Origin of the sequence: Acinetobacter sp. YH12086 (assembly GCF_013419345.1) — a bacterium.
Classification (GTDB): Bacteria; Pseudomonadota; Gammaproteobacteria; order Pseudomonadales; family Moraxellaceae; genus Acinetobacter; species Acinetobacter amyesii.
The window spans coordinates 184576-210022 of sequence record NZ_VPAF01000001.1 but is presented as its reverse complement, the minus strand read 5'-3'; the positions used below and the strand labels follow the sequence as shown (position 1 = coordinate 210022).

Here is a 25447-nt window from a genome sequence, read left to right as displayed (position 1 = left end):
GCATGTTTAGAACGATAGTTTTGTAAAATCTGTAGCAGCATCCAAAACTACTCTCAATTATTAAATTTCCCATATATTTCAAATAATTAATTTAGGCTATGAGCTATTTATCCTAAATTTAGGAAACATCAACCCATCTGAGTCGTAGGTATTCAATACAAATCCACTTAAGATTTTTAGACATCATAAAAATCTGAGTACCGAAAAATGACAGAACAATCGCTGGCTATTGAAAAAGCCTTAAACACTAAAACACCCAAAGATGTGGTTTTGGCATTTCTTATGAATACTTCAAAAGAACTCATTGAAAATGCAACTCAGCTACTGGTAGCCGAAGACGCAGCATATGTTTCCTTAAACTTCAGCAACCCAGAACTTAAACAAATTGAGCCGTGGGCTGGGTCTGGCACAGGCAGAGACATTTATATTTATACCTTTGCCAACGTCGGGACCTACTGGAATATCGCCGACTTTCAAATCACGGATATGATCGCTGAAGATGAAACCGTAGCTGTATTTGGTCAATTCACCTACACCTCAGTCTATGCAAAAAATACTTTCACCTCGCCTTTTTCAATTAAAGCCAAAGTTCAAAATGGTTTAATCAGCTATTTCCAATTCATGGAAGATACCTATGCCTCAGCATCATCTTTCCGCGTAGGCGGAGAATGGATCATTCAGCAAGATGCAGACCCGACTAAAAACTTTAAAGTTTCAGCTTAATACTTAGATGCAGCAGCTCTTCACGCAAGAGCTGCTGTTGATTTGGAATGGCCTTTTACATTAAGTTAATGACAGCGATATTGGATAAACCCTGTTTTTCTCGCGATTTGATCATACAGCTTTTGTGCTGTTTCATTGTCCTGATGCGTTAGCCAATACACACGGTCACACTGCCGCTGATCACAATATTCTTTCACTTTCGCGATCAGCGCCTTGCCAATACCCTGCCCGCGATATTCTTCAAGCGTATATAAATCTTGCAAATAGGCATAAGGCTGCAATGTCCAGCAGCTCTCATGTTCAATGACATGCACGATCCCAACCACTTGATGTTCAATTACGGCTGCAAAGCCATACATATGTTCGCACTCAGCAGCATGTAACCTTTGCCATGTTCGCTCGGTCACTGCATCCGCCACCTGACTTTTATAAAATTCTAAATACAGCTCCCAGAGCGGCTGCCATTGGCTTTTTAAAATTTCAGTTAAATTTTTAATTTGTATTTGCACGTTCAATGTCTTTTTTAAATGATCACTGGATTTTTATAACTGAAATAAAGCTTTTTGTGTTGAAAACACTGTATTTTATGCGCTCTTTTTAAACATGATGAGTCTTGAAAGAACGTTTTCTTATCTGTTTTGTAAATACAATAGACAAATAAAAAGCCCGAAGATTCGGACTTTTTAACCATTCAGCTTATAGCTTTTCAACCAAGATCCGATCTACCTGCTTTAAACCTGTATGCTTTTCATGGTTCTTACGGCGAATCTTAATCACTTTGTCTTCTTGCAAATCTTGCAACATCAATTCTACTGCAACCATGGCTTCAAGCTCTAAGTTCGTGCCTATCCATTTCTGTTCACCAGCATCCATCAGTACAATTTCATCATTTATCTGATCGTAAAGGCTCATCGTTTCCTCACTTGGGGCAACATTGCACCCGTGGCTGAATACTGCATGAATGAATTAATTTTAAACCAATGCTTTAATTCATTCGTTACAAATCGTTATTTCACAATTAAAAAATATATTTGATCTCTGCAATAAAAAACGCCCCTTCTCTGGGGCGTTTTTTACTGTTAATCTTTATAGATTAAGCGGTAATTTCTTTCACTGCAGCAACAACAGCATCAGCTGTGATACCGAAGTGTTTGTACAAGTCTTTTGCTGGAGCAGATTCACCGTAAGTCGTCATACCGATTACACGGCCATCAAGACCTACAAATTTCCACCAGTAGTCCACATGCGCAGCTTCAACAGCAACACGCGCACGGATCGCAGCAGGAAGAACCGCTTCACGGTAAGCAGCGTCTTGTTTTACGAATTCTTCAGCACATGGCATAGAAACAACACGTACGCCGTCAAGCTGTGCGTAAGCATCCATTGCCAATGAAACTTCTGAACCAGTCGCAATGATGATTGCTTTCAATTCGCCTTTTTCTTTTGCAAGTACATAACCGCCTTTCGCAACGTCAGCAATTTGATCTGCTGTACGAGTTTGGAATGGCAAGTTTTGACGAGAGAAGATTAATGCTGTAGGGCCTTCTGAACGAAGCAGCGCAGATTTCCAAGAAATAGACGCTTCTACAGTGTCACATGGACGCCAAGTGTTCAGATTTGGTGTACCACGTAAAGATGCAATTTGCTCTACAGGTTGGTGTGTAGGACCATCTTCACCTAGACCAATTGAGTCATGGGTATACACATGAATCACACGCTGTTTCATCAATGCAGACATACGTACTGCATTACGCGCATATTCCATAAACATCAGGAATGTTGCTACATAAGGAACGAAACCGCCATGAAGTGCAACACCGTTAGCAATCGCAGTCATACCGAATTCACGTACGCCGTAATGAACGTAGTTACCCGCTGGGTTAGATTCAACGCCTTCTGCGCCTTTCCATAAAGTCAGGTTAGAGCCTGCAAGGTCAGCAGAACCGCCTAGAATTTCTGGAAGCTGCGGCGCAAATGCTTGAATGGCATTTTGGCTCGCTTTACGAGTAGCGATTGTTTCAGCTTTAGCATTTACTTCAGCAATATAAGCATCCGCTTTTGCTGCGAAGTCAGCAGGAAGGTCACCAGAAAGACGACGTTTTAGTTCAGCTGCTTCTACTGGATATTTAGCAGCATAAGCAGCAAATGTGTCGTTCCAAGCAGATTCAGAAGCAGTACCTTTGGCTTTTGCATCCCAAGCTGCATAAACATCAGCAGGAATTTCAAATGGACCTTCTGCCCAGCCCAAAGCTTCACGAGTTAAAGCGATTTCATCATTACCAAGCGGCGCACCGTGGCAATCTTCTTTACCTTGTTTGTTTGGCGAACCTAAACCAATAATGGTTTTACAGATAATTAAGGTTGGTTTCGCAGTTTCAGCTTTTGCTTCAACAGTTGCCGCACGGATTGCGTCTGCATCATGGCCGTCAACTTTAAGCACTTGCCAGCCGTATGCAAGGAAACGCTGTTCTGTATCATCAGAGAACCAGCCTTCTACTTCACCGTCAATCGAGATGCCGTTGTCATCGTAGTAAACAACTAATTTACCTAGACCCAAAGTACCAGCCAATGAACATGCTTCGTGAGAAACACCTTCCATTAAACAGCCGTCACCTAAGAAACAGTAAGTGTTGTGATCTACAACTGTAATGTCTTCTTTGTTGAATTGAGCTGCTAAAGTTTTTTCAGCAAGTGCAAAACCTACAGCGTTTGCAATACCTTGACCCAATGGACCAGTCGTTGTTTCGATACCCGGTGCATAGCCCAATTCTGGGTGACCCGGAGTTTTAGAGTGCAATTGACGGAAAGATTTCAAATCTTCAATAGACAGGTCATAACCTGTTAAGTGCAATAACGCATATTGCAGCATAGAGCCATGGCCGTTAGACAATACGAAACGGTCACGGTTTGCCCATTGTGGGTTTGCAGGGTTGTGGTTGAGGAATTCACGCCATACCACATCAGCAATATCTGCCATCCCCATTGGAGCACCTGGATGTCCTGAATTTGCTTTTTGCACAGCATCCATTGCCAATACACGAATTGCGTTTGCAATACGACGTTCGTTAAGCGGGGTTGTCATAGGTCAGAGTCCAAACAAATGGTTTAAAAGAGTAAGATGAATAAGAATTCAAAGATGAGCATATTGTCTTAAAAAAAGCGGAATGGGTAAAGCCTCAGGGGCAAATTTTCGCTAATTATTCCTGCACCACCTGTATTTTGGGCGCTTATTGCTCAATTTCAAGCCTATGCATGTCGTTTATTTTGTATACAGTAACGCTTTTATATAGCGAATCAATGACAGCGCAATGCATATTTAGAGTTTGGTGGTGAAAGCAAACGCTTCGTAATTGATAAAAGTCCAATACATCGAAAGGCAATTGCAAATAAAAGTAGTAGTCAAAGCTTGTCTAAATAAATGACCATTTTGAAATATGAAATACTTTCAATAATTAAACCCACTATGCTTTGGGTAACTCAAACGTCGTAATCATCCCTGTAAAATCAGCACTTATCCAATATACTCACGGTTTCACATTCAATACTTTAGATCCCACGACATGTAGCAGGTAAATTTCGCTGCGAAATATCATCCGATTGACAATTCCAAGCACCATTTAAATCATCTGGAATATTAAAATAGATCTGCTTTGAGCGAAGAGCAAAATTGACATCTGTTGATTTAAACGTAAAAACCACTGAACACGTTCCTGCCACATCAGTAATGTCACTACTCGCAATATATTTGGTACTGATACTTTCATTCAGCGCTGTATTCAAATCTACACAGCTTTGTTCCTCTGAATAATTTTCAATCAGTTTCAATTTATAGGATGAAATCATTGTTAAAACTTCAGCCACTTGCGCTCGAGCGACATAGCCATTGTAAGATACAGTAGCAATTGCAGCCAAAATGCCGATAATTGCCACTACCATCATGATTTCAATGAGTGTAAAACCAGACTGTTTCATTACGTTTCCCCATTCAACGTAATGACAAATAGGCAATTTGCGTACCAAGTCTCAAAATCTCGCATTTATTGTGTTTTATTTTTCAAATTAAACGAATAATTGTCGTTTACAGTCATATTCTGGCAGTTCATGACATTCATTATTGATAAATCTCAGGATATTGATTTGATTTTTTCTTATAATTGATTCACTTAAAATGCCACTTTAGGCATTTTAACGCCTAATCACATTGTTGCTTGTGCCAAAACAAAATATCTCAGTTTTATCTCATCATAAAAAATTAAATTGAGAAATCCATTGCTCATATCAATTTTTTAGATGCCTATATCAATTAAAAAGTCATTGAAATGAATTAATTTCATCCAATTTGGTCATGTTAAGCTAGTCCTAAACGCTTTCTCGATGTAACATATTGCGTCTTTAAATTTAACTGTGATAGGACTTATGCGCGAGTACGCTGTATTTACCTCGGAATCTGTAAGCGAAGGCCATCCGGATAAAATGGCTGACCAAATCAGTGATGCTATTTTGGATGCAATCTTAAAAGAAGACCCATATGCACGGGTTGCTTGTGAAACGCTTGTAAAAACGGGTGCGGTTGTACTTGCCGGTGAAATCACAACAACTGCAAATGTTGACTTTGAAGCGATTGTTCGTAATACCGTAAATGGTATCGGATATCATCATTCAGATCTTGGCTTTGATGGTTCAACTTGTGCCGTGATCAACATGATCGGTAAACAATCACCTGAAATTGCTCAAGGTGTAGACCGTCAAAAACCTGAAGATCAAGGTGCGGGCGACCAAGGTTTAATGTTTGGTTATGCAAGCCGTGAAACTGATGTGCTTATGCCGGCACCTATTTCATATGCACATCGCTTAATGGAAAAACAAGCTGAACTACGTAAACAAGGCAAACTTGCTTGGTTACGTCCTGATGCAAAAAGCCAAGTAACATTTGCTTATGAAAATGGTATGCCAGTTCGCTTAGACGCAGTTGTACTTTCAACTCAGCACGATCCAAAAATTACCCAAGCTCAATTGAAAGAGGCGGTAATAGAAGAAATCGTGAAAAAAGTGATTCCTGCTGAAATGTTCCATGCAGACACTAAATTCCACATCAACCCAACAGGTATGTTCGTCATTGGCGGCCCTGTAGGCGACTGTGGTTTAACAGGCCGTAAAATCATTGTAGATACTTACGGTGGTATGGCTCGTCACGGTGGTGGTGCGTTCTCTGGTAAAGATCCATCAAAAGTGGACCGTTCTGCTGCTTATGCAGGCCGTTATGTTGCTAAAAACATTGTGGCTGCTGGTCTAGCTGACAAATGTGAAATTCAAGTGTCATATGCGATTGGTGTTGCAGAACCAACATCTATCTCGATCAACACATTCAATACTGCGAAAGTATCTGAAGATTTGATTATTGCACTTGTACGTGAACACTTTGACTTACGTCCATACGGTATTACTCGTATGTTGAACTTAATCCAACCGATGTACCAACAAACTGCTGCGTATGGTCACTTCGGTCGTGAAGGTTCTGATACCGCATTTACATGGGAAAAAACTGACAAAGTGGAAGCGCTTAAAGCATCTGCTGGTCTTTAATCTTAATAGATTAATTTCCCAAAAAAGCCTGCATTGATTGCAGGCTTTTTTATGGCCCGTATGTCCATAACTAAAACATCTAGGATAAAAATAACGAGTGTAAAAAATATTGACTAAAATTTACGCCTAGCTTATTCATAAAACACCAAAATAATTTAAGAACAACATCATGCCCTTTCCATTAGACTTAAAATTTATTACTGCAACTGAAGAACAATTAGGATTTAAGTTTCCAGAAAAATATAAAGCCAAAATGCAAATTGAAAATGGTGGCGAATTCGGCATTAGCTTTTCTAGTGCGGATGAATTTAAAGATGGTGATGACATCGAAGCTTGGTGGCTTTTTCCCTTCCAAGACACCAGCGATGTGAAAAGAATAAAGCGTACGATGAATCATCTAGCCGCAGAACATCAATCCATCAGTGAAATTGAAGACTTCCCTGAAAACAGCATTGCTATTGCACATAACGGCGATGGCGATTATTTATTGATGCGTACGGTAGACGATACACAATTGGGGGAAGAAATATATTTATGGCGCCATGAAGACAGTGAATTTATCTATCTACTTGTTAACTCAATTGAAGAATTATTTACTCAAAACCCTTAACGCCATAAGCAGATATAAAGCCTTTCAAACTACAAAATAAGCTAGATAAAATTACACTAAATCAACAATTTTTGATCGATTTTTGAATATTTTTTCAGCTAATATAAATTCAGCCCATGCTACGGGCATAACAAAAAAAGGAAAGATCAAAATGAATAAATTACTTGTTGCTTTAGGTTTGGCTGCAACTGTTGCACTTGTTGGCTGTAATAAAGACAAAGCGCCAGAAACAGGTGCAACAACTGGTGAACACTTAGAAAACGCTGCTGACCAAGCAGGCCATGACATCGCTGATGCAACTTCAGATGCGGCAACTGCGACAGCGACTGCTGTTGATAATGCTGCAACTGCAACTGCAACAGCAGCCGAAAATGCTGCAGAAAATGCTGAAGCTGCTGCACACAATGCCAAAGAAGCAGCTAAAGACGCAACTGCTGCAACAGCAGGTGCTGTTGAACAAGGTGCAGCTGACGTGAAAGAAAAAGCGCAGCAATAAGCATTTTATAAAAAAAGCACCTTCGGGTGCTTTTTTTATATCTGTATTTTATTCAACTTACTGTTTCAATCTATTTTTAACTTGAAATTTAACCGATGTCAGGTCAATCTTATGAGGTCATATAAATAACAAATTTAGAGAAAATAATGTCTTACTCACATCATGCCGAAAAACATTTTATGGAACGTACGGGTTGGCTACGTGCATCTGTACTCGGTGCAAATGATGGCATTATCTCCGTCACTAGTTTAATTATGGGCATGGCTGCAAGTGGTGCTTCTAGCCATACCTTACTCATTACCTGCATTGCAGGACTCATCTCTGGTGCAACCTCTATGGCGGCGGGCGAATATATCTCTGTGAAATCTCAAGAAGACGTCGAAAAAGCAGATCTTCACATGGAGCATAAAGAACTGCAAAAGAACCCTGAGCTAGAACTTAAAGAACTTACCCAAATTTATATTCAACGTGGTTTAGAGCCTACACTTGCCCATGAAGTCGCAGTCCAATTAACTGCACATGATGCACTTGAAGCCCACGCCCGAGATGAAATTGGAATCCATGACAATACCGCAGCAAAACCCGTTCAAGCAGCACTCTCATCGGCTTTAGCATTTTCAATTGGTGCACTATTTCCGATGGTTGCGATCTTGATCAGTGCTGACATGCATATTGAAAAAACTGTTATGGCCGTTGGCGTGATTTCCCTAGCACTCCTCGGTGCTTTAGCCAGTTATGCAGCTGGCACTTCTATGTTGAAAGGCAGTCTACGTGTTGCACTCTGGGGCATTGCAGCCATGCTATTTTCAAGTTGGATTGGTTCTTTATTTAATGTAAATCCAGTTTAATGTTTCTTTTATCAGTTTTACAAATATTGAAAATCAATTATTCACAGCAATGATTGTGTGAATTCTAAACAATATTAATTTTTACAATATATAAAAACCGTAAAATAGAAATACATTTTTTAAGCTTTTTTCTCCATGTCTGTTATTGCTGCGCCAGCCAATCGATCCAATGTATCGATTTGGGTGGCTTTTGTTTTATTAATTTTAGGCACCATTGGTGCTTATCTGGTTGTAGGCGTTAACCAAGCATTACTATTTTTAATTGGCGGTGCTTTGGGTATGACGCTTTATCATGCGTCTTTTGGTTTCACCTCGAGTTGGCGTGTCTTTATTAAAGAGCGTCGTGGTCGTGGCTTGCGTGCACAAATGATCATGTTGGCTTTGGCTGTATTGCTCTTCTTCCCTGCTTTAGGTGCGGGTGAATTATTTGGCAACCCAGTCAAAGGTAACGTTAATCCTGTTTCAATGTCCGTGATGATCGGTGCCTTTATTTTTGGTATTGGTATGCAACTTGGCGGCGGCTGTGCATCAGGGACCCTGTACACTGTGGGCGCAGGTAGCGCACGTATGATTGTAACGCTGATCTTCTTCTGTACAGGTTCATTGATTGCAACTTCACATATTCAATGGTGGTTTGACCTTCCCCACTTTGAGCCAATTTCTTTAGTCAAAAGCTTTGGTGTAGTTCCTGCACTGGCATTAAACTTTGTGCTCTTTGTATTGATTGCCGCAGCAACAGTTTATTTTGAAAAGAAACGCCATGGTCAGCTTGAGGTTGAGCCGCAAGCAATGCAACACGGCTGGAAACGTTTTCTACGTGGACCATGGCCATTGGTTTGGGGCGGAATTATCCTGACTTTACTGAACTTTGCCACACTCGCACTTGCAGGCCGTCCTTGGGGCGTGACCTCTGCCTTAGCCGTTTGGGCCGCAAAATCAGCAAGTGTTATGGGGATCGATGTTGCATCTTGGGCATATTGGCAGCAACCTGCAAATGCCAAAGCACTCACCGAATCATTATGGTTTGATATCACGTCGATGATGAATTTCGGCATCATGCTCGGTGCCTTACTCGCAGCAAGCCTAGCTGGTAAATTTGCACCAAACTTTAATATCCCAAAACGTTCACTGCTAGCGGCTGTGATCGGTGGTTTGATGTTGGGTTACGGCGCACGTTTAGCATACGGCTGTAACATTGGTGCGTATTTCAGCGGTATTGCTTCAGGTAGTTTACACGGTTGGGTATGGTTAGTATTTGCCTTCATTGGGAACGGTATTGGCGTCAAACTACGTCCAATCTTCTTCCCCGGCGAACGTCCACAAACTGAAAAACTAACAGACTGCTAATTTCTGTGAAATAAAAAGCCCCTCAAATGAGGGGCTTTTTTAATCTTTCAGTGCGCCTTTTAGATTACAACCATATTGCATGGTTTCTTGTGCCTGTTTGTATGTGGTATAGCGGTTGATAATAAAATCATAAAATTGGTCAGCATTCGCAAACACCTGACTCAAATCTTCATTTGCGGCATTTGGCAGTTTAACGTCTTTCACCAAGGCCAAGTTCACATGTCCGAGATGATACATTTCAGAAAAATAATGATTCATTACTTCGCAATAGGCAATTTTGGAGCTTTTTAAAGCGGTATTAGCAACAAAATGCTGATTTAAAGTTTTTAAGTTCTGAACATCTAAAGCGGATTGATCTGAAAAAGCCATACTTTCTACTTTTTTTAGTTGGCTAAAATCAGCTGCTAGAGTCTGATTTAATTGTTCAAAGCGTTGTTGTAATCCCGCTGTATCGGCAACTTGATAACTTTGTGGATTGAATGTTTTCTTTTCTTGCTTATTTGCAGAACACGCCGTTAATGCCATTGTCGTCAGAACGGTCGTAACAAGAAATAATTTCATCAAGGTCTCACTTAAACAATCAAAAGCGCAATCATTATGCCCGAAATAGCCAGATGATTCGCACTTAAATCGCTTTCTCATTCATATAACGCCAATAACGACGTGGCACATACTGCACATGTAATTTCATATTACGTCGGGCTTCAATATTGACACTTCTAAAATAATCTTTCCAAAGCTGATCATACAAAACCTCATCATCATCCAGTTCGATATTAAAGGATTGACTATGGCCTGATTGTATTTGCCTATCTATGGTTGTGGCATCCATATCCACTTGATGCACCTGTTTTAAATCATAATAAATGCCATAATTTCGTTTTTCATCGTAAATCAGCCAACGTTGATCTTGATAGCGTGATTTGAAATGCCGTTCGATCAAAGGCAATACATTAAAGTCAGGTGAGACTAAACTGATAAACAAGCCATCCTGACATTTTTTAAAACGCACAAAAGCTTCCATTCGGTGCTTTTCACGCTCCACTTGCTTCGCCCACTGACTCATCCCTAATACATCAGCATGACCATAGTTTTTAGACACATCACGCTGTTGCTGGAACACATAAATCGCAAAATTAAAACAATGCTGAAAAGCCTGCTGCTGCTCGGATAAAAACGCATAATAAAACTGCTTTAAAGCACTTTCAGATGCTTTAAGCTTTAATCCTTGCCATACTCGCTGTGCTTGTTCATCATGACTAGCCACATCAATGACATCGGCGAAAAGGCCTGCCTGCACTTGCCCATCTGTACAAATCTGAACGTCAAATTGCTTAAATTGAAAGGCCCGAAAAACACAGCTTAACAATCCTGTCATCGTGCCATCAAAGACATAAATACTCACGACTGTGTCCTAAAAACCGAAGTTCAATTGTGGAGAAACTTGCTGCGTATATTTCGACTGACCACTTTGCAAAATCTGCTGTCTTATTTGATGAGGCTGTTGTTCACGAATAAATTTAGGTGAATCTTCACAGCGTATAAAATGTTGTGCTCTGTTGTAGGAAATACCCATACGTTTTAATTGGTCGATATGAATTTTACCAAAACGTCGTGCTTGAACAATTTTTTTAGCAGAACGCACACCGATGCCCGGCACACGTAAGATCATTTGATATTCAGCACGATTGATATCCACGGGAAATTGCTCGGGATGACGCAGTGCCCACGCTAACTTAGGGTCAATATCCAATTCTAAATTTGGATGCTCTTCATCGACCAACTCTGTCGCTTCAAATCCATAAAAACGCATTAACCAATCACTTTGATACAGCCGATTTTCTCGTAATAAAGGTGGCGCAGACCCCACAGCTGGCAGCGCACGCTCCTCTTCATTAATGGGAATATAACCTGAGTAATACACACGCTTGAGCTTAAACTCTTTGTAATGACGGTCTGCCATCAGTATTACATCACGGTCAGACTCTTGATGTGCGCCCACCACCATTTGCGTCGTTTGTCCTGCGGGTACAAATTTAGGGACTGTACGTATTATTTTTCGTTCATCTTTGAATTGAATCAAACGATCTCGCACAATACCTAAGTCTTTTTGGACTTCGACATGACTTTTTTCAGGTGCAAATTTTTTTAAACCATCTTCTGTCGGCATTTCTAAATTAATGCTCATACGGTCAACATATAAACCTGCTTCGGTAATGATTTCCTGAGATGCCCCCGGAATAGTCTTCAGATGAATATAACCATTAAAATTTTCTTCTAAACGCAGTTTTTTTACCACCTGCAACATACGTTCCATGGTGTAATCCGCCGATTTAAAAATCCCCGAACTTAAAAATAGCCCCTCAATATAGTTCCGACGATAAAAATTCATAGTCAAATCGACCACTTCCTGTACCGTAAATGCTGCGCGCTTTACGTCGTTACTTCGACGGGACACACAATATGCGCAGTCAAAAATACAGACATTGGAAAATAGAATTTTTAATAACGAAACGCAGCGGCCATCTTCTGTATAGCTATGGCAAATACCGTTTCCAGTATTACCCAGACCTTTGTCTTTATTTTGGCGCTTGCTACCACTCGAAGAACATGAGACATCATATTTGGCAGCATCGGCTAAAATTTGCAGTTTTTCACGGATACGTTCAGACATGGGAGAATTATAAAATTTAAAGTGAACACAGCACTATTTTAAAAGCATCCCCGTCAAAAGTCGGGTCATACATCCTTAATACGACATGAGGTGTCGCTTAATTTTAAGTACAGCATTTTGTAGGCTCAAGACCATTTTGATAAGAAATAACGAATATTATTTGCTTAATTTCACTCGCTTGGGCAAAGTATTTAGAGTGATTGGAGTATGCACATGACTTTATTAGAAAAACTTGGCATCAAACACCCTATATTTCTTGCCCCAATGGCAGGTGTTTCTACACCTGAACTTGCTGCAGAAGTGTCAAATCAAGGTGGACTTGGTTCACTGGGTTTAGGTGCAAGCAGTGTTGAGAATGCACGTCAACAAATATTACAAACTCAAGAACTCACTGAACAACCTTTTCAGGTCAATTTTTTTTGTCATGACACAGTAGAACTCGATGAACAAGTTGCTGCCAAATGGATCATGCAATTTAAATCACGCTTTGCTCAATATAATGCAGAAGCTCCAGAAGCACTGAACTGTATTTATCCAAGCTTTAAAGACAATGACCATTTTCTAAACCTCTTACTGGAAACGCGCCCTAAAGCGGTAAGCTTCCATTTTGGTATTCCACATCCACATCAAATCCAAGCCTTGAAACAAGCGGGTATTTTGACTCTAGTTTCTGCAACCAACTTAGCAGAAGCTAAACTGATCGAAGCTGCAGGCATTGATATAGTGATTGCTCAAGGTATTGAAGCTGGTGGTCACCGTGGCATTTTCAATGAAAACTTTGATAGTAGCGTTAAGACACGTGACTTGGTTCAGCTCTTGAAACGCCATATTCAATGTCCAGTCGTTGCGGCTGGTGGTATTATGAATGGACATCAGGCCTATCAAATTATGGAATTGGGTGCAGATGCTGTTCAATTGGGCACTGCTTTTGTGCAATGCAAAACATCAAATGCAAATGAAGCTTATCGCAAAGCATTATTTGATGCACCCATCACGCAGATTACATCAAGTATTTCAGGCCGCCCTGCTCGTGGCATTATCAATAACTGGCACACAGATATTGACACACCGACTCGCCCGACCGTCCCGGCTTACCCATATAGCTATGATTTAGGCAAACAATTACATGCCGCTGCTAGCAAGCATGGTGTACATGAATATGGTGCTTTTTGGGCGGGAACCAATGTCTCTCAAATACGTGAATTGGAAGCACCTGACTTGATCAATCAATTGGTTTTAGAAATGCGCTTTAACTAAGGCCTCGCTCAACGCGACATTCAAACATGAATGCTTACAAAAAAGCCCTCAACATTGAGGGCTTTTTATATGTAATTTAGGCCATCATCGATGCACAATTCAAGAATTGTTTCAGATCATTTGAATCAAGTTAGTTAAATCTATTTCAAATCAATCTAACTAACTTAAAGCAGCCTACTTTGCATCAAATTGTGCAGATCCATTTCGTTTGGCTTTAAATTATTTGGTTTCAAGCAAGTTGACCTGATCAACTTGAACATCACTCATGATCTGACCATGATCAAGTAAGTGATTAAAATAGTTCTCGACGACTTTATATTGATCTGCTGTAGATTCAATTTTATACATATTTTGGCGGAACTCATTACTAGAGCGTAGACCCTTGGTGTACCAAGCAATATGTTTGCGTGAAATTCGACAACCTGAATATTCGCCATAAAAACCATATAATTCAGACAAGTGTCCAAGCAATACGTCACGGACTTCCATAATACTTGGCGCCGCCATATGCTCACCTGTCGTCAGGTAATGTCCTATTTCACGGAATATCCATGGGCGACCTTGAGCTGCACGACCAATCATGACTGCATCAGCACCAGTATAATCCAGTACATATTTGGCTTTTTCAGGTGTATCAATATCACCATTGGCAATCACAGGAATATTGATCAACGATTTCACATCTTTAATTAAGCTATAACGCGCCGTATTCAGATACATATCTTCACGTGTACGACCATGAAGTGCCAATGCAGCAATGCCAGCTTCTTCGGCACGTTTCGCAACGCGCATAATGTTTTCATGACCATTGAGATAGCCCAAGCGGGTTTTTAAAGTCACGGGTACATCAACTGCATCAACCACAGCATCTAAAATGCGGGCCACCAAATCTTCATCTTTGAGCAGCGCAGAACCTGCCAACTTATTACAAACTTTCTTCGCCGGACATCCCATATTAATGTCGACAATTTGCGCACCATTTGCCACTTGATAGCGAGCGGCTTCAGCCAGTTCAGCTGGATCTGACCCTGCAATTTGAGCTGAGATAGGTGCTATCTCACCATCAAAATTGGCACGATAAAGACTCTTTTTACTCATGCGTAAGGTCTTATCTGCCGTCATCATTTCACTGACAGCATGACCTGCGCCAAAGTATTTGCAAAGTGTACGAAATGGGCGATCTGTAACCCCTGCCATAGGTGCCACCCACAGTTTTCTCTCGATGGGACGATCGAATAATTCTTGAATGACATTGTTTTTACTCAAAATCTTTTAACCTCGTTTAACTTCGTTTAGTCGCTTCGTATTGACTTTTAATGCTCTTTAGTTGCAACCTATTTGCACCACGAAATTTCAATGTTGCAAATTTATAGGTACAGTCACTAAGCGACAAACAAAAGACGGTACAACTCGGTATAGAGCTCAAGTCCGCGTACAACTTCAAGGCTACCCAGAATTCAAGCAATCCAAAACATTTAGCTAAAAGTCTTTGGCTGATGAGTGGATTAAACGCGCAGAGGCAGAAATTGAATTGCACCCTGAAAAAATGTTGAACCCTGAGGTGCAACTTAAGCAAAAACACTCAGAGAATTCATATTTCAGTATTTGGATGAGGCGGACAGTTTTGCTAGGACAAAAACAGGAGCACTACAGCATATCGCTAGTTTAGATATTTCTGAAAAGAATATCTATTATTTAACGCGACAAGACTTTTCTGATTACGCCGCTTCTTATAAAAGTATTAATCTTTCTGAACACCAACATTATCTGCATCAAATTCTAATGACATTTTCTCATATAGCTTGCTTTCAGCTGCATCTAAGCGAGCTTTTGCGGCAGCTAATGGTTTCCGGTAATAAAGATAGCTTTTCATATCTTTATCACAGCTATCCAGTTTTTCCTCACAATCACTATCATTCCTTTTGGCTTCTCTAGACTCTCTGATTATTCTGTTGTAATTATTTTTGGCTTCGTACCATTTAAATTCAATTACATTATGAGCATTTGATGGTTCATCTTTAGCATAGCAGTTCACTGATGCTAGGAAGCAAATTGTTATTCCGTTAATAATTTTGGTTAGATAATGCACTTTTGATGCTCGTTAAATTGGATGTTATTGTAAATAGTAACGTAATCTAACCCACCTGCCATAGGTGCCACCCACAGTTTTCTCTCGATGGGACGATCGAATAATTCTTGAATGACAGGATGTTGACTCAATGTTTTAACCTCTAGCTATATTTAGCAAATGATACCCGAACCACATTCGAAATCTTCGAATCCACTTTTAACAATGCTAAATTCAAATGTATGTTCGCAAAATCTGTTGAGCGTAAAAACGTTTCATGGCAATGATTATGCAATTGAATGATGACAATGAACATCAACATCGTTCAACGCTTAAATTGAGGAATTTGAAGCTTCGGAATTGGACGGCAAATTTGCAATGCGATAGTTTAGTAATTCCAAACAAAAATTTCTACGCTTTTGCTTAAGAGTCGTTGAAAGTTATGCATATACCTTCTAGCTAACACACTATCGATTCAACATCAGACTTTCAGCAGATCTGCCTGTACAGGTGTTACTATAGAGGGATACTGCTAAAATCATTGAAAACTTAAATCTATAAATTCACATCAGTGAGTTGAACTTTATGAAAAAATTGAAAATTCTCTCTTTTATATTTTTCGCTACCATATTGACTGCCTGCCAACAACCGAATGACGAGGTAGCTGCAGCTGAAAGTCAAAACGCTGATTTAACAACGGAACAAGCGACTCAACAATTTGAGCAGTCAGATGCGCAAATCAGTCAATACCTTGATGTTTTAGATGCCCCAAGCACATCGATCAAGGAAAAAACACAAGTCTTATGTCATGACTACCCTCATGAATATAAAACCAACTATATGCCTGCCATGCTCAAACTCGCAGCCCAAGATTATACTCAAGATAAAATGTTAAATGATTTGAAGATTGCACAGGACTACTACAAAGTAAAACTCAAAATTGAATGTCCTGCCGAATAATCTCCCTTTCATCATGGCGTCATATTTCAGCGATAAATTGTAATTAAGCGAAAAGTGTGTAAGTTTCGCTGTAATAACAACGTAAAATATACTTCCCGATTTATTCGGGTTTTTCTTTTTAAAGCCTTTCAAATAATTAACGACAATTGAATGGCACATATTATTTTGTGATAGACTTCAAAATACTGATTTAATTTGATAATTTTTTCGTTGGAATTCACAATTTGGACACAGAACAATCTATTTTAATTACACTTTTCTCATGATTAATACATTAAGTTGTTTTTTCCAAAAATAGACTGAAGATTGAATCATGAAAACTTTAAATAAAGCACTTTTTGCTGCACTTATCTCTGCTGCTACTGCAACTACATTTGCTGCGGAAGAACAAAAAGTTGAAGCTGCTGCATCTGAAGCTCAAACAACTGAAGTTGCTCAAGACGCAACTGAAGCGGCTCCTGCTTCTGAAGCTGTTGCAAAATAATTCAGTAAACATTTAAAAACCCACAGTTTGTGGGTTATTAAATTCACAGACATTTTATGTTTGTCACAGTATACAATCACTTTGACATCTGTTATTTAAAGTATAAACGTTGAATTTGTCGTGCCCGCCGGTTTAAACCTAATATTTCTTTTCTTTGTAAAATGTCTTCTTCACTAAATCCCAAGCGCTGGATTAATTCAGACATAGCTAAATCTGCATGTTCGATCAACACGGCATCTTGTTCCGTTGACCAAATCACGGTTGATACCGTTAATTTGTGCTGACGTTTTAACTTTCTCATTTGCATAGTATAAAAGACTTTTGGCTAATTCACAAAAAAGCCCACCCTAGGTGAGCTTTACGCAAAGACTGTTTATTCTTCATTTATATAGATTGAAATATTGATTCACTGTGCAATGACGTTAAAGATTTTCATCCTTCGTGATCATCACAGATGTTAAAATTGGAACAGCAAAACAAGGTAGTAAGAGTAAGATCCAATATTCCACCATCGGTTTAGCCACAACAAAGTTAATAACGATTGCCCCCAACACCATAACTAACGCAATCAAACCTAAGAAACGACTGAAAAATTTAGCTGGCATAACAATCCCCTTAAAAAATTATGGATTTCAGCTAGTATATACCTTCATTTTTTATAATCTGTTGAAAATGATATTGGAATATTCATCTATTTAGCTCAAAAAGCATTCTTTTTCCAATCATCCTGACAGAACTGCTTGTTTTTACACGCGTAGATCTCCATAAATAGATTGACAGTCACCTATGAGGCATATACATATTTATTCATTACTTATGTATTTTGCATAGTATACTGCTCCTGCTTTGTCGCCCCCATATGGCTGAGTTTATTGGAAAATATGAACAAAACTTTTTCGACCACATTATGCTTTAAATCCCTTTCTGTACTGGCTTTATCCATTGGCTTGGCTGCTTGTGGTAATGGTTCATGGTGGAGCAAAGATGAACCCACTATGGAAGCGGAACAGATTAAAAAAGCCATTCCACCTCGCGTGAATGATCGTCTGTCATGGGCCAATGATATCTACGACATTAGTGATCAGCTCGGTATTCCGACCACGAAAGAAAATGTCTGTACGATTGTTGCTGTGGTCGATCAAGAGTCCAATTTTGTTGCTGATCCGCATGTGCCGGGGCTCGGTGAAAAAGCCGTTAAAGAAGTTCAAGATCGTCTTGAAGAAAAGTTTAAAGATAAATTGGGTGATGGCATCGGTGGTACAGTCGCTGGCTATTTCCAAGATGTGTTAAAAAATCAGCCGAGTCCTGAAGATAACTATTTGAGCCAAATGCGCCGCGTTCAAACTGAACGTGAACTAGACGAGTTATATCGTGAAATTTTTGACTATATGTCTAAACATTATCACGTGAGTGCTTTGACGGGCGCAGCAAAACTGGTTGGACAAGATATTGGTGAAAAGCTCAATCCCATTACCACTTTGGGTTCGATGCAAGTCCATATAGGCTATGCCAAAGACCACAAACGCCAAGGTGGAAATATTGCGGCACTACGTACAGATATGTATAGCCAATATGGCGGTTTGTATTACGGCATTCACCGTTTAATGATGTATCCAGCTGAATATGACAAACCGATTTATCGTTTTGCAGATTATAACTCGGGTCGTTATTCGAGTCGTAATGCGGCATTCCAAAGCATGTTGAATGACTTAACCCCTGCTGAGCTCGGCTTAGATGGTGACCTCTTACTTTATAATAAAGATGGTTCTCCACGTTCAGCAAAAAGCCAGTCTGAAACCGCGCTGATTGCCGTTTTTGCAGAAAACAATGTGATCGCGACGCCACGTCAAATTCGTTCAGATCTTAAAAAAGAAAAAGATCAGGACTTTGAAGATACTTTGACGTATAAAGCGGTCAAAAAGTTGTACCAAGAAAAGACAGGTAAAGAACCATTTTATGCCATGATGCCTGAAGTCGTAATTTCTGGGCCGAAATTAAGCCGTGATTACAATACCAATTGGTTTGCCACACGAGTCGATGGACGTTATCAAACATGCATGCGCCGCATCAAAAACCTAAAACTCTAGCCTTATTTGATTTTGACGGAACCCTGTGTAACAAAGACAGTTTTACAGGGTTCATCTTCTATTCCCTGCCTAAAAGGCATATCGTGCGCCAAGGGATTAAAATTCTCCCTTGGATTCAAGGCTATTATCTCAAGCTATATCCTGCACATGCAATGCGTCCTCGCCTATATGCCGCAATGTTTAGCCAAGCCAATCATGAGCAGGTTTTAAATCAAGCAGCGCAATATGCTGAACATTTGATGGCAGAACTCAATCCTTCACTGTATGAACAATTACAGCAACACCAAAAACGCGGTCATGAAGTCGTATTGGTTTCTGCATCCGTCGATTTATATCTTAAACCTGTGGCCAAAAAGCTTGGGGTCAAACTGATTTGTACCGAAACAGCAGCCAATGACCAAATACTGACTGGTTTGTATCAAACCTTAGACTGTAGTGGCGAGCAAAAGAAAATTCGCGTTTTGGAGCAATTTAACCTTCAAGACTATGAGCATGTTTATGCCTATGGAAATAGCGATGAAGACCTCGCTATGTTTGAATTGGCCACCCACCATTTCATGAATGGACAGGATAAACGCCTACCTGAACTCGACTAAAGTCGAGTGATTTAGTTTGGTTTATTAATCAAAGTTAACAATTACAAACTTAAATTTAAGTCGCTCTAATATATGATTAAATTTTGAAAATTCTGCTTTTATTTTGACTTTATAGTGTGCTATTTTTCTCATTAATTAGAAATAATGCGGTCAAATATTAAAAGCGGGAAAAGAATATGAATCAATTCAATCCACCGAAATATGTCAAAGGCCTCCATATTAAATTTGGCGAAAATCCATTTGTACTCCTTGCTCAATTTGCCTTCTCAGCCACTCGCCAGATGTGGACGAAAGAAGAAATTGAATTGGTCATTCGTATGGCTAAAAAAGGAAATTATATGAATTTGATTAAGATCCTCAAATTACATATCAAAAATTGAAATAAATATTTTCCCCAAAGTTAATATAAAAAAGCCATGCAATTGCATGGCTTTTTTTCCCGTAAATTTAGTGTAGCGTTTATTACTTTTTAAATGGAAACGCATATTTCACAATACGTTTTAGTACACTGCCGTACTGTTTCACTAAACTTGCGTTGTTATAGTTCAAACCATATTTTTCACAGACCGCCTGCACTTTTGGCGCCATTTTACGATAACGACGTGCAGGAACGTCAGGGTATAAATGGTGTTCGATCTGATGGCTTAAATGCCCTGTCAAAATGTGAAATGCTTCTGAACCAGTAAGGTTTGAAGAACCACGGATTTGACGCATGTACCAATGTCCACGGCTTTCATTTTCAAGTACTTTTTTCGGGAAAACTTCAACATCTTTGGTGAAGTGACCACAGAAAATAATGCTAAACGTCCAAATATTACGAAGACCATTCGCAACGAGGTTCCCTGTGAGCACAGGTAATGCTGCAGGCCCTGCAATAAGCGGGAAAAACACATAGTCTTTAAATAATTGCTTGCCGATTTTGGCTTGCATTGGCTTCCATTCTTCTTTGGTCTGCTGTTTTGTTTTGCGACCTTTAAAGTATTTACCCAATTCAAGGTTTTGAATGGCAACACCCCATTGGAACAATAAGCAAAATGGAATGCTATAAATCGGTTGTAATAGATAGCCCGGCTTCCAACGCTGTTCTGGGAATAAACGAACGAGACCATAACCAATATCATCATCCATACCTTTAATGTTGGTATAGGTATGATGTTTAAAATTGTGAGTTTGGCGCCAGTTATCTGCAGTACCCACGATATCCCATTCATAAGTCTGACCATTGAATTTAGGATCATTCATCCAGTCATATTGACCATGCATGACATTATGACCTAATTCCATGTTTTCCATGATTTTGGCAAAACCTAAAAGACCTGTGCCTAAAATCCACGCTGGCGGAAACCAACCTGCAAACAATAATGCACGACCTGCCATAGATGAATATCGAATAGTCGAATACACACGACGAATGTATTTCGCATCCTTTTCACCTAAGTCATCTAAAACTTCTTGCTTAATCGCGTCAAGCTCACGCGCCAGTTCATCTAATTGCGATTGGGTTAACTCACGGTTTTTAGGATTTTTAAAATATTCAATTTTTACAGGCATGTTCATATTTTTTCTACCTTATAAATCAATAACGAGATCTGACTGTGCTGAGTTCACACAAATTTTGAGTAAATTACCCGGTTCTGTATTTTGGCTACCATTGACCATATTTTTAGTCGAACCTTCAACTTTGTTGCAGGCACATTTATTACAAATGCCCATACGGCAACCGTGGTTTGGTTTGATATTTTGCTGTTCAAGACTGGCTAGAATTGATTGGCCTTTTGGAATACTGACGGTTTTATTGGATTGCGTAAGCGTGACATTCACAAAACCAATGTCATCCGTTGCAATTGGACTCATGCTAAATGCTTCACTCATAAAGCACTGTGCATGATCAAATAACGCTTCGGCCTGAGTGACGAAACCCGATGGACCACATGCAAACACAGTACTGTGCTCAATGTTGTCAAATTGAGCAGCGTGAGAGGCATTTAATCGTGGATCGGGAACATCTTCTTGGGTAAAGAAAATTTGAAATTTAAAGTTTGGATATTGATTTGCCAAAGCTTCGAAGCGTAATTTGAATGCGGCATCATCGTGATACTTAACCCAATACATTAACTGAATTGGTTGCTCCGCAATTTGCTTGGTTTTGCTCATCGCTTTCAACAAACTCAACATTGGCGTAATACCACTACCCGCAGCCAATAGTAGCAACGGCGCAGAATTTGACACCAAAGTCATATCACCAAAAGGCTGACCAAATTCTAAGATGTCACCAACTTGTGCTTGTTCTACGAGCCAAGTACTCACGATACCCGTATTCACTTTTTTTACGCTAAGTAATACGTGTTGATCATCCAACTGAGTCAAACTATAAGTACGTTCGTAACGGATACCATTTACGCAAGCAAAAACAGGATGATGCTGACCAGCTTCGCCAATTTTAAATAAACGGTTCACCTGTATGGTTAGGCTGACCATCTCATTTGCTGCATTTTCTTTTTGTACAATTTTGCCGAGAGCCTGATTACCAGACCATAACGGATTAAATTTCTGCAACCAGAAATTCACCGCATTGACGTCTATAACACTGTCTTTGAGTGCGTTTAAAGGCTTTTTTGCTTTTTCGAGTACATGCATAATCAAATACAACTCATGGGAGGTTTTTAATTATTATACACATGTATATATATTTGTATATACGCTTGTGCATTTAATCGACATTTTCACAAAAGCTATTAGCAGACGCTATAATATGTTAATGTTTTTAATCTATTAAAAAATATGACTCAGTCTGCACAGACGAATATGGTTAACATGTACCAGGAAGAATTACATTCTGAAGCTGAAACTCCACTTGCAGTTCGCACTGTAGGTCGTAAAGCAACAATTACCAAGGAAGAACTGTTTCAGGCAGCGCTTAATTTAATTGGTCCACAAAAAAGTATTTCATCACTGAGTTTGCGTGAAGTTGCACGTGAAGCTGGCATTGCTCCAAATAGTTTTTATCGTCACTTCAAAGATATTGATGAATTAGCCATTGAGTTGATTGATCGAGCTGGTGGTGTGTTACGTCAAATTTTGCATGAAGCACGCCTTCAGGCATCACGCCAAAGCAGTATTATTCGTAGTTCAGTTGAAGTATTTATTCAGCAGCTAGATGCCGATGAAGGCAACTTAAGCCTTTTACTTCGTGAAGGCTATACTGGTTCGCATTCCTATAAAAATGCAGTTGAGCGTCAACTTAACTATTTCCAACAAGAATTAAGAGAAGATTTAATCGTACTAGAACGTTTAAATCAGAGTAAGTTGGCTCATCCTGACATCGTGGCACGTGGTATTACCCAATTGGTGTTTAACATGGGTGCGAAAGTCATTGATCTACCGACAGAACAACGCAAAGAAGTTGCCGAACAAACCATGATTATGATTCGCATGATCCTGGAAGGTGCTCGCCATTTAGACGAAGCCCAGATTCGATAAAAATTAACGGTCAAAAAAAAGGAGACGTTCAGGTCTCCTTTTTTATGAGCAAAATTTATTTTTCTAATGCTGTAAGTACTGCATGACGTGTAGCGCTGTCTGTTTCGGCTGCTCAAGTGGAAACATGTGCCCACCTTCAACTACACTATAATCTATACCATAGGTTTTCTTCATTCCGTCAGGCAAACCTTGTTTATAAAAATGGCTGTTATCTGCGGTGATAAGGTGTACAGGCATTTGAGGGGCTTTTCGTGGAGTACGCCACCACCATGCAGGCACTGTACGGAAGATTTGCGCTTCCACGGCTTTTGGAATGCTGAGGGTCACGCCACCGCGTTTTTCATCAGCTTGAATGCCTTGTGCAAAGTAATCTTCAAAACACTGCGCATCAAAACTTTTAAATAAACGATTATTCCGTAGTGCCGTATATGCTTCATCCAAATTTGACCAATGATCATTGCGCTTCAGTGTAATTGCTGCAGGGGTAATTTTATCGACAGCTTTGAGCTTTAATTTTTGCATGCCCTCAAAAATGGCGGACTTAGGGCCGATTACGAAAGGTGGATCCATAATAATCAGTTGTGAAAACAGGTCTGGACGTTTATAAGCCGCCATAAGGGTGACTAAAGAACCAAAAGAATGCCCAAGCCCAATCACTTTTTGCTTTGGAAATTGGTGCTCGATATCTGCTACGACTTGATCAACCAAATATCGCCAGTCTTTGGTGATCGGATAGCGCTCATCCATACCAATCAGCGGAATCGCCTTCACATCAAATTGCGGTGCAAAGTAGGATAAAAACTTTCGATAACTTGCAGCAGGAATACCATTGGCATGGGTAAAATGGATCGCGCTTTTCATCTAAAACTCATCCAATCAACTGATGATGCCACATCATAAAGAGATCTATACGATTTAAACAGGACTCAATGAGTTTATCTATATGACCCCAAAGTCAGTTTGCAGATTATTTTTGTGAACCGACCATTGATTGATTCGGTAAAAATGTTGCGCCACAAGTGGTTTTATCTCCAGCAACCACAACACCTCGCCCCTTTACCGTTGTACTTTGATCTGCCGCGATCGCAGCCACAGTCGAATTACATTTCGGGCAATAATGTTTCATGCCGTTTAAATGCACCGCAATACCATTAATCACAAATGAAGGTTCACATTCTGAAACCACACCACCGTGTGACGTTTTACTACCTAAGGTAATTAAGGATTTCATATTTTTATTTTCTTCTAACGAACTGCTGAAATTTGAAGCATTTTAACGGAACTGCCCTCAACTCGCTAGCATCGACGTATAAATTTAACCAAGCCAAAACTTTACTTAACTAAAGCATTAAAACACGACCTTAAGGCAGTTCGTGAACAATCATTTGATTATGATGCTATCGCTATATGCCCGAATACATTTAATCATTTCACTTTCAGGATTCAATCGATATCAATAACGACAGCTTATGTCGCGATGCCGATTCTTTTATTAATCAAATCTTGTATATTGGGTATAGCAATGAGCATGAAGCGTAGCGCCCTATATTAACAATTTCAGTATTTAACTGAACTTCGAATCAGAACAAGGTGTGTTTCTACGACATGATTAACCTTAGAACGTTCTTAGACTAAACACATTATTCAAAACCATTTTTAGTAAATATTTAGACTCAATACGTAGCACAACTTCATATAAATAGCGCAGATAAATAAAGCATAACCATTCTATTTTCAGGAGGTTTTATGATTTTAATAAATGACTTTGATTTAACCCAACCGCAAAAAGTCATCGTGTTAGACCATACACTTGATGACTCAACCCTATTAACAGAAATACTGGCCTTGTGTAAGACTGCAGACCCAGAGCTCATCGTGGCGGAAAGCAAAGAGGCAGATTTAGTCTTACGCTTATTGCCTGAAATACATGCTTATTGTGGTGCAATCGCTTTAAAACAGCCGCTATGCAATGACATTAACTTTGATTTACTTACAGCTCATTATGCAACACGCAGCCAAGCAGACCGATGTACGATCCAAATTCAGTTAGCAAAAAATCATCCTGACTATACAAAGCTTGATGGCATATTTTATATGTTGGATGAACATGAAGATTTTGATCAAGCTGTAGAATTGCTGAAAAATAGTTACTTTTTTTATGCCGATGTCGACAATTTATATTAAAAATAAACAATACAAAACTTAGATTTAGCGTAAATCTGTCGTGATTAATT

29 protein-coding genes and 1 pseudogene are annotated in these 25447 nt (G+C 39.5%); 15 read left to right on the top strand and 15 right to left on the bottom strand.

Annotated elements, in window-relative coordinates; genetic code table 11:
• Positions 1-207 precede the first annotated feature (207 nt).
• On the top strand, positions 208-723 hold the full coding sequence (locus FTU29_RS17375) for a nuclear transport factor 2 family protein (protein ID WP_257226881.1): 516 nt from the start codon (positions 208-210) through the stop codon (positions 721-723).
• Between the two features lie 65 nt (positions 724-788).
• On the opposite strand, the gene FTU29_RS01085 is transcribed toward FTU29_RS17375, so the two are convergent.
• The 4 genes from FTU29_RS01085 to FTU29_RS01070 form a co-directional block, all read right to left on the bottom strand.
• On the bottom strand, positions 789-1232 hold the full coding sequence (locus tag FTU29_RS01085) for a GNAT family N-acetyltransferase (RefSeq protein ID WP_373423551.1): 444 nt from the start codon (positions 1230-1232) through the stop codon (positions 789-791).
• A 187-nt stretch (positions 1233-1419) separates the two neighbouring features.
• Positions 1420-1635 carry a hypothetical protein gene (locus FTU29_RS01080; protein ID WP_180119888.1) on the bottom strand — a complete coding sequence of 72 codons (216 nt, stop codon included), beginning with the start codon at positions 1633-1635 and terminating at the stop codon, positions 1420-1422.
• Positions 1636-1816: 181 nt separating this feature from the next.
• The gene (gene tkt / locus FTU29_RS01075) at positions 1817-3805 is read right to left on the bottom strand and encodes a transketolase (protein ID WP_180119886.1); all 1989 of its coding nucleotides are present in this window, start codon (positions 3803-3805) and stop codon (positions 1817-1819) included.
• A gap of 464 nt (positions 3806-4269) precedes the next feature.
• Positions 4270-4695, bottom strand: coding sequence for a pilin (locus FTU29_RS01070; protein ID WP_180078335.1), 426 nt, complete (start codon positions 4693-4695; stop codon positions 4270-4272).
• 444 nt (positions 4696-5139) lie between these two features.
• On the opposite strand from FTU29_RS01070, the gene metK reads away from it, so the two are divergent.
• The 5 genes from metK (at position 5140) to FTU29_RS01045 (ending at position 9607) form a co-directional block, all read left to right on the top strand.
• Positions 5140-6306: a methionine adenosyltransferase gene (gene metK / locus FTU29_RS01065; RefSeq protein WP_078188779.1), complete on the top strand. Its 1167-nt coding sequence runs from the start codon at positions 5140-5142 to the stop codon at positions 6304-6306.
• Positions 6307-6475: 169 nt separating this feature from the next.
• Positions 6476-6916, top strand: a complete 441-nt coding sequence (locus FTU29_RS01060; RefSeq protein ID WP_180119884.1) for an SMI1/KNR4 family protein — start codon at positions 6476-6478, stop codon at positions 6914-6916.
• 151 nt (positions 6917-7067) lie between these two features.
• Positions 7068-7412 carry a hypothetical protein gene (locus FTU29_RS01055; protein WP_078193577.1) on the top strand — a complete coding sequence of 115 codons (345 nt, stop codon included), beginning with the start codon at positions 7068-7070 and terminating at the stop codon, positions 7410-7412.
• Between the two features lie 146 nt (positions 7413-7558).
• Positions 7559-8260 carry a VIT family protein gene (locus tag FTU29_RS01050; RefSeq protein ID WP_180034757.1) on the top strand — a complete coding sequence of 234 codons (702 nt, stop codon included), beginning with the start codon at positions 7559-7561 and terminating at the stop codon, positions 8258-8260.
• Positions 8261-8395: 135 nt separating this feature from the next.
• On the top strand, positions 8396-9607 hold the full coding sequence (locus FTU29_RS01045; RefSeq protein WP_180119882.1) for a YeeE/YedE family protein: 1212 nt from the start codon (positions 8396-8398) through the stop codon (positions 9605-9607).
• A 39-nt stretch (positions 9608-9646) separates the two neighbouring features.
• Here FTU29_RS01045 and FTU29_RS01040 read toward each other — a convergent pair whose 3' ends face one another.
• From FTU29_RS01040 to FTU29_RS01030, 3 genes are all read right to left on the bottom strand, one after another.
• Positions 9647-10168, bottom strand: coding sequence for a hypothetical protein (locus FTU29_RS01040; protein ID WP_180106561.1), 522 nt, complete (start codon positions 10166-10168; stop codon positions 9647-9649).
• A gap of 64 nt (positions 10169-10232) precedes the next feature.
• On the bottom strand, positions 10233-11012 hold the full coding sequence (locus FTU29_RS01035) for a TIGR03915 family putative DNA repair protein (RefSeq protein ID WP_180119880.1): 780 nt from the start codon (positions 11010-11012) through the stop codon (positions 10233-10235).
• A 9-nt stretch (positions 11013-11021) separates the two neighbouring features.
• On the bottom strand, positions 11022-12281 hold the full coding sequence (locus FTU29_RS01030; RefSeq protein WP_180119878.1) for a putative DNA modification/repair radical SAM protein: 1260 nt from the start codon (positions 12279-12281) through the stop codon (positions 11022-11024).
• 213 nt (positions 12282-12494) lie between these two features.
• On the opposite strand from FTU29_RS01030, the gene FTU29_RS01025 reads away from it, so the two are divergent.
• Positions 12495-13538: a nitronate monooxygenase family protein gene (locus FTU29_RS01025; protein ID WP_111883795.1), complete on the top strand. Its 1044-nt coding sequence runs from the start codon at positions 12495-12497 to the stop codon at positions 13536-13538.
• Between the two features lie 219 nt (positions 13539-13757).
• On the opposite strand, the gene dusB is transcribed toward FTU29_RS01025, so the two are convergent.
• The gene (gene dusB / locus FTU29_RS01020; protein WP_180119876.1) at positions 13758-14804 is read right to left on the bottom strand and encodes a tRNA dihydrouridine synthase DusB; all 1047 of its coding nucleotides are present in this window, start codon (positions 14802-14804) and stop codon (positions 13758-13760) included.
• Positions 14805-14907: 103 nt separating this feature from the next.
• Between dusB and FTU29_RS17365 the strand changes: the two are divergent.
• Positions 14908-15263: pseudogene (locus tag FTU29_RS17365) on the top strand (site-specific integrase); the annotation flags it as partial.
• Positions 15264-15279: 16 nt separating this feature from the next.
• On the opposite strand, the gene FTU29_RS01015 reads toward FTU29_RS17365, so the two are convergent.
• Entirely contained in the window at positions 15280-15627 is a 348-nt protein-coding gene (locus FTU29_RS01015; protein ID WP_168377460.1) for a hypothetical protein, read from the bottom strand.
• Between the two features lie 564 nt (positions 15628-16191).
• On the opposite strand from FTU29_RS01015, the gene FTU29_RS01010 reads away from it, so the two are divergent.
• Both FTU29_RS01010 and FTU29_RS01005 read left to right on the top strand, forming a co-directional pair.
• Positions 16192-16566: a hypothetical protein gene (locus tag FTU29_RS01010; protein WP_180119874.1), complete on the top strand. Its 375-nt coding sequence runs from the start codon at positions 16192-16194 to the stop codon at positions 16564-16566.
• A 313-nt stretch (positions 16567-16879) separates the two neighbouring features.
• Positions 16880-17050, top strand: a complete 171-nt coding sequence (locus FTU29_RS01005) for a hypothetical protein (RefSeq protein WP_168377461.1) — start codon at positions 16880-16882, stop codon at positions 17048-17050.
• A gap of 91 nt (positions 17051-17141) precedes the next feature.
• On the opposite strand, the gene FTU29_RS01000 is transcribed toward FTU29_RS01005, so the two are convergent.
• Both FTU29_RS01000 and FTU29_RS00995 read right to left on the bottom strand, forming a co-directional pair.
• Positions 17142-17357 carry an acyl-CoA thioesterase gene (locus tag FTU29_RS01000; RefSeq protein ID WP_306422792.1) on the bottom strand — a complete coding sequence of 72 codons (216 nt, stop codon included), beginning with the start codon at positions 17355-17357 and terminating at the stop codon, positions 17142-17144.
• 115 nt (positions 17358-17472) lie between these two features.
• The gene (locus tag FTU29_RS00995) at positions 17473-17655 is read right to left on the bottom strand and encodes a hypothetical protein (RefSeq protein ID WP_078193584.1); all 183 of its coding nucleotides are present in this window, start codon (positions 17653-17655) and stop codon (positions 17473-17475) included.
• A gap of 276 nt (positions 17656-17931) precedes the next feature.
• Here FTU29_RS00995 and FTU29_RS00990 point away from each other — a divergent pair, with 276 nt between their 5' ends.
• From FTU29_RS00990 to FTU29_RS00980, 3 genes are all read left to right on the top strand, one after another.
• Entirely contained in the window at positions 17932-19137 is a 1206-nt protein-coding gene (locus FTU29_RS00990; protein WP_078193585.1) for a DUF1615 domain-containing protein, read from the top strand.
• Positions 19104-19733, top strand: a complete 630-nt coding sequence (locus FTU29_RS00985; RefSeq protein WP_180115211.1) for an HAD-IB family hydrolase — start codon at positions 19104-19106, stop codon at positions 19731-19733. The genes FTU29_RS00990 and FTU29_RS00985 overlap by 34 nt, the downstream gene beginning before the upstream one ends.
• A 176-nt stretch (positions 19734-19909) precedes the next feature.
• A complete protein-coding gene (locus tag FTU29_RS00980; RefSeq protein WP_180003812.1) occupies positions 19910-20113 on the top strand; it encodes a hypothetical protein in 204 nt (67 codons plus the stop codon).
• 82 nt (positions 20114-20195) lie between these two features.
• Here FTU29_RS00980 and FTU29_RS00975 read toward each other — a convergent pair whose 3' ends face one another.
• Both FTU29_RS00975 and FTU29_RS00970 read right to left on the bottom strand, forming a co-directional pair.
• Positions 20196-21290 carry an acyl-CoA desaturase gene (locus FTU29_RS00975; protein WP_078193588.1) on the bottom strand — a complete coding sequence of 365 codons (1095 nt, stop codon included), beginning with the start codon at positions 21288-21290 and terminating at the stop codon, positions 20196-20198.
• Positions 21291-21302: 12 nt separating this feature from the next.
• Positions 21303-22370: a ferredoxin reductase gene (locus FTU29_RS00970; RefSeq protein WP_180119872.1), complete on the bottom strand. Its 1068-nt coding sequence runs from the start codon at positions 22368-22370 to the stop codon at positions 21303-21305.
• A 168-nt stretch (positions 22371-22538) separates the two neighbouring features.
• On the opposite strand from FTU29_RS00970, the gene fabR reads away from it, so the two are divergent.
• Positions 22539-23213, top strand: coding sequence for an HTH-type transcriptional repressor FabR (fabR, locus tag FTU29_RS00965; protein WP_372491111.1), 675 nt, complete (start codon positions 22539-22541; stop codon positions 23211-23213).
• Between the two features lie 63 nt (positions 23214-23276).
• Here fabR and FTU29_RS00960 read toward each other — a convergent pair whose 3' ends face one another.
• Both FTU29_RS00960 and FTU29_RS00955 read right to left on the bottom strand, forming a co-directional pair.
• Positions 23277-24074: an alpha/beta fold hydrolase gene (locus FTU29_RS00960; protein ID WP_180119871.1), complete on the bottom strand. Its 798-nt coding sequence runs from the start codon at positions 24072-24074 to the stop codon at positions 23277-23279.
• Positions 24075-24180: 106 nt separating this feature from the next.
• Positions 24181-24444 carry a PAAR domain-containing protein gene (locus tag FTU29_RS00955; protein ID WP_078193592.1) on the bottom strand — a complete coding sequence of 88 codons (264 nt, stop codon included), beginning with the start codon at positions 24442-24444 and terminating at the stop codon, positions 24181-24183.
• Between the two features lie 515 nt (positions 24445-24959).
• Here FTU29_RS00955 and FTU29_RS00950 point away from each other — a divergent pair.
• On the top strand, positions 24960-25397 hold the full coding sequence (locus FTU29_RS00950; protein WP_180119869.1) for a hypothetical protein: 438 nt from the start codon (positions 24960-24962) through the stop codon (positions 25395-25397).
• The last annotated feature ends 50 nt before the right edge of the window (positions 25398-25447 follow it).

Bases quoted from the DNA above. Each gene is read 5' to 3' on its own strand.
- FTU29_RS01005 (WP_168377461.1), top strand. From the start codon at position 16,880: ATGAAAACTTTAAATAAAGCACTTTTTGCTGCACTTATCTCTGCTGCT.
- FTU29_RS01080 (WP_180119888.1), bottom strand. From the start codon at position 1,635: ATGAGCCTTTACGATCAGATAAATGATGAAATTGTACTGATGGATGCT.
- tkt (WP_180119886.1), bottom strand. From the start codon at position 3,805: ATGACAACCCCGCTTAACGAACGTCGTATTGCAAACGCAATTCGTGTA.
- FTU29_RS01000 (WP_306422792.1), bottom strand. From the start codon at position 17,357: ATGCAAATGAGAAAGTTAAAACGTCAGCACAAATTAACGGTATCAACC.
- FTU29_RS17375 (WP_257226881.1), top strand. From the start codon at position 208: ATGACAGAACAATCGCTGGCTATTGAAAAAGCCTTAAACACTAAAACA.
- FTU29_RS01060 (WP_180119884.1), top strand. From the start codon at position 6,476: ATGCCCTTTCCATTAGACTTAAAATTTATTACTGCAACTGAAGAACAA.
- FTU29_RS00955 (WP_078193592.1), bottom strand. From the start codon at position 24,444: ATGAAATCCTTAATTACCTTAGGTAGTAAAACGTCACACGGTGGTGTG.
- FTU29_RS00985 (WP_180115211.1), top strand. From the start codon at position 19,104: ATGCATGCGCCGCATCAAAAACCTAAAACTCTAGCCTTATTTGATTTT.
- FTU29_RS01045 (WP_180119882.1), top strand. From the start codon at position 8,396: ATGTCTGTTATTGCTGCGCCAGCCAATCGATCCAATGTATCGATTTGG.
- FTU29_RS00990 (WP_078193585.1), top strand. From the start codon at position 17,932: ATGAACAAAACTTTTTCGACCACATTATGCTTTAAATCCCTTTCTGTA.
- metK (WP_078188779.1), top strand. From the start codon at position 5,140: ATGCGCGAGTACGCTGTATTTACCTCGGAATCTGTAAGCGAAGGCCAT.
- FTU29_RS01025 (WP_111883795.1), top strand. From the start codon at position 12,495: ATGACTTTATTAGAAAAACTTGGCATCAAACACCCTATATTTCTTGCC.
- FTU29_RS00950 (WP_180119869.1), top strand. From the start codon at position 24,960: ATGATTTTAATAAATGACTTTGATTTAACCCAACCGCAAAAAGTCATC.
- fabR (WP_372491111.1), top strand. From the start codon at position 22,539: ATGGTTAACATGTACCAGGAAGAATTACATTCTGAAGCTGAAACTCCA.
- FTU29_RS00960 (WP_180119871.1), bottom strand. From the start codon at position 24,074: ATGAAAAGCGCGATCCATTTTACCCATGCCAATGGTATTCCTGCTGCA.
- FTU29_RS01040 (WP_180106561.1), bottom strand. From the start codon at position 10,168: ATGAAATTATTTCTTGTTACGACCGTTCTGACGACAATGGCATTAACG.
- FTU29_RS01055 (WP_078193577.1), top strand. From the start codon at position 7,068: ATGAATAAATTACTTGTTGCTTTAGGTTTGGCTGCAACTGTTGCACTT.
- FTU29_RS00975 (WP_078193588.1), bottom strand. From the start codon at position 21,290: ATGAACATGCCTGTAAAAATTGAATATTTTAAAAATCCTAAAAACCGT.
- FTU29_RS01050 (WP_180034757.1), top strand. From the start codon at position 7,559: ATGTCTTACTCACATCATGCCGAAAAACATTTTATGGAACGTACGGGT.
- FTU29_RS01070 (WP_180078335.1), bottom strand. From the start codon at position 4,695: ATGAAACAGTCTGGTTTTACACTCATTGAAATCATGATGGTAGTGGCA.
- FTU29_RS00970 (WP_180119872.1), bottom strand. From the start codon at position 22,370: ATGCATGTACTCGAAAAAGCAAAAAAGCCTTTAAACGCACTCAAAGAC.
- FTU29_RS01030 (WP_180119878.1), bottom strand. From the start codon at position 12,281: ATGTCTGAACGTATCCGTGAAAAACTGCAAATTTTAGCCGATGCTGCC.
- FTU29_RS00995 (WP_078193584.1), bottom strand. From the start codon at position 17,655: ATGCCAGCTAAATTTTTCAGTCGTTTCTTAGGTTTGATTGCGTTAGTT.
- FTU29_RS00980 (WP_180003812.1), top strand. From the start codon at position 19,910: ATGAATCAATTCAATCCACCGAAATATGTCAAAGGCCTCCATATTAAA.
- FTU29_RS01010 (WP_180119874.1), top strand. From the start codon at position 16,192: ATGAAAAAATTGAAAATTCTCTCTTTTATATTTTTCGCTACCATATTG.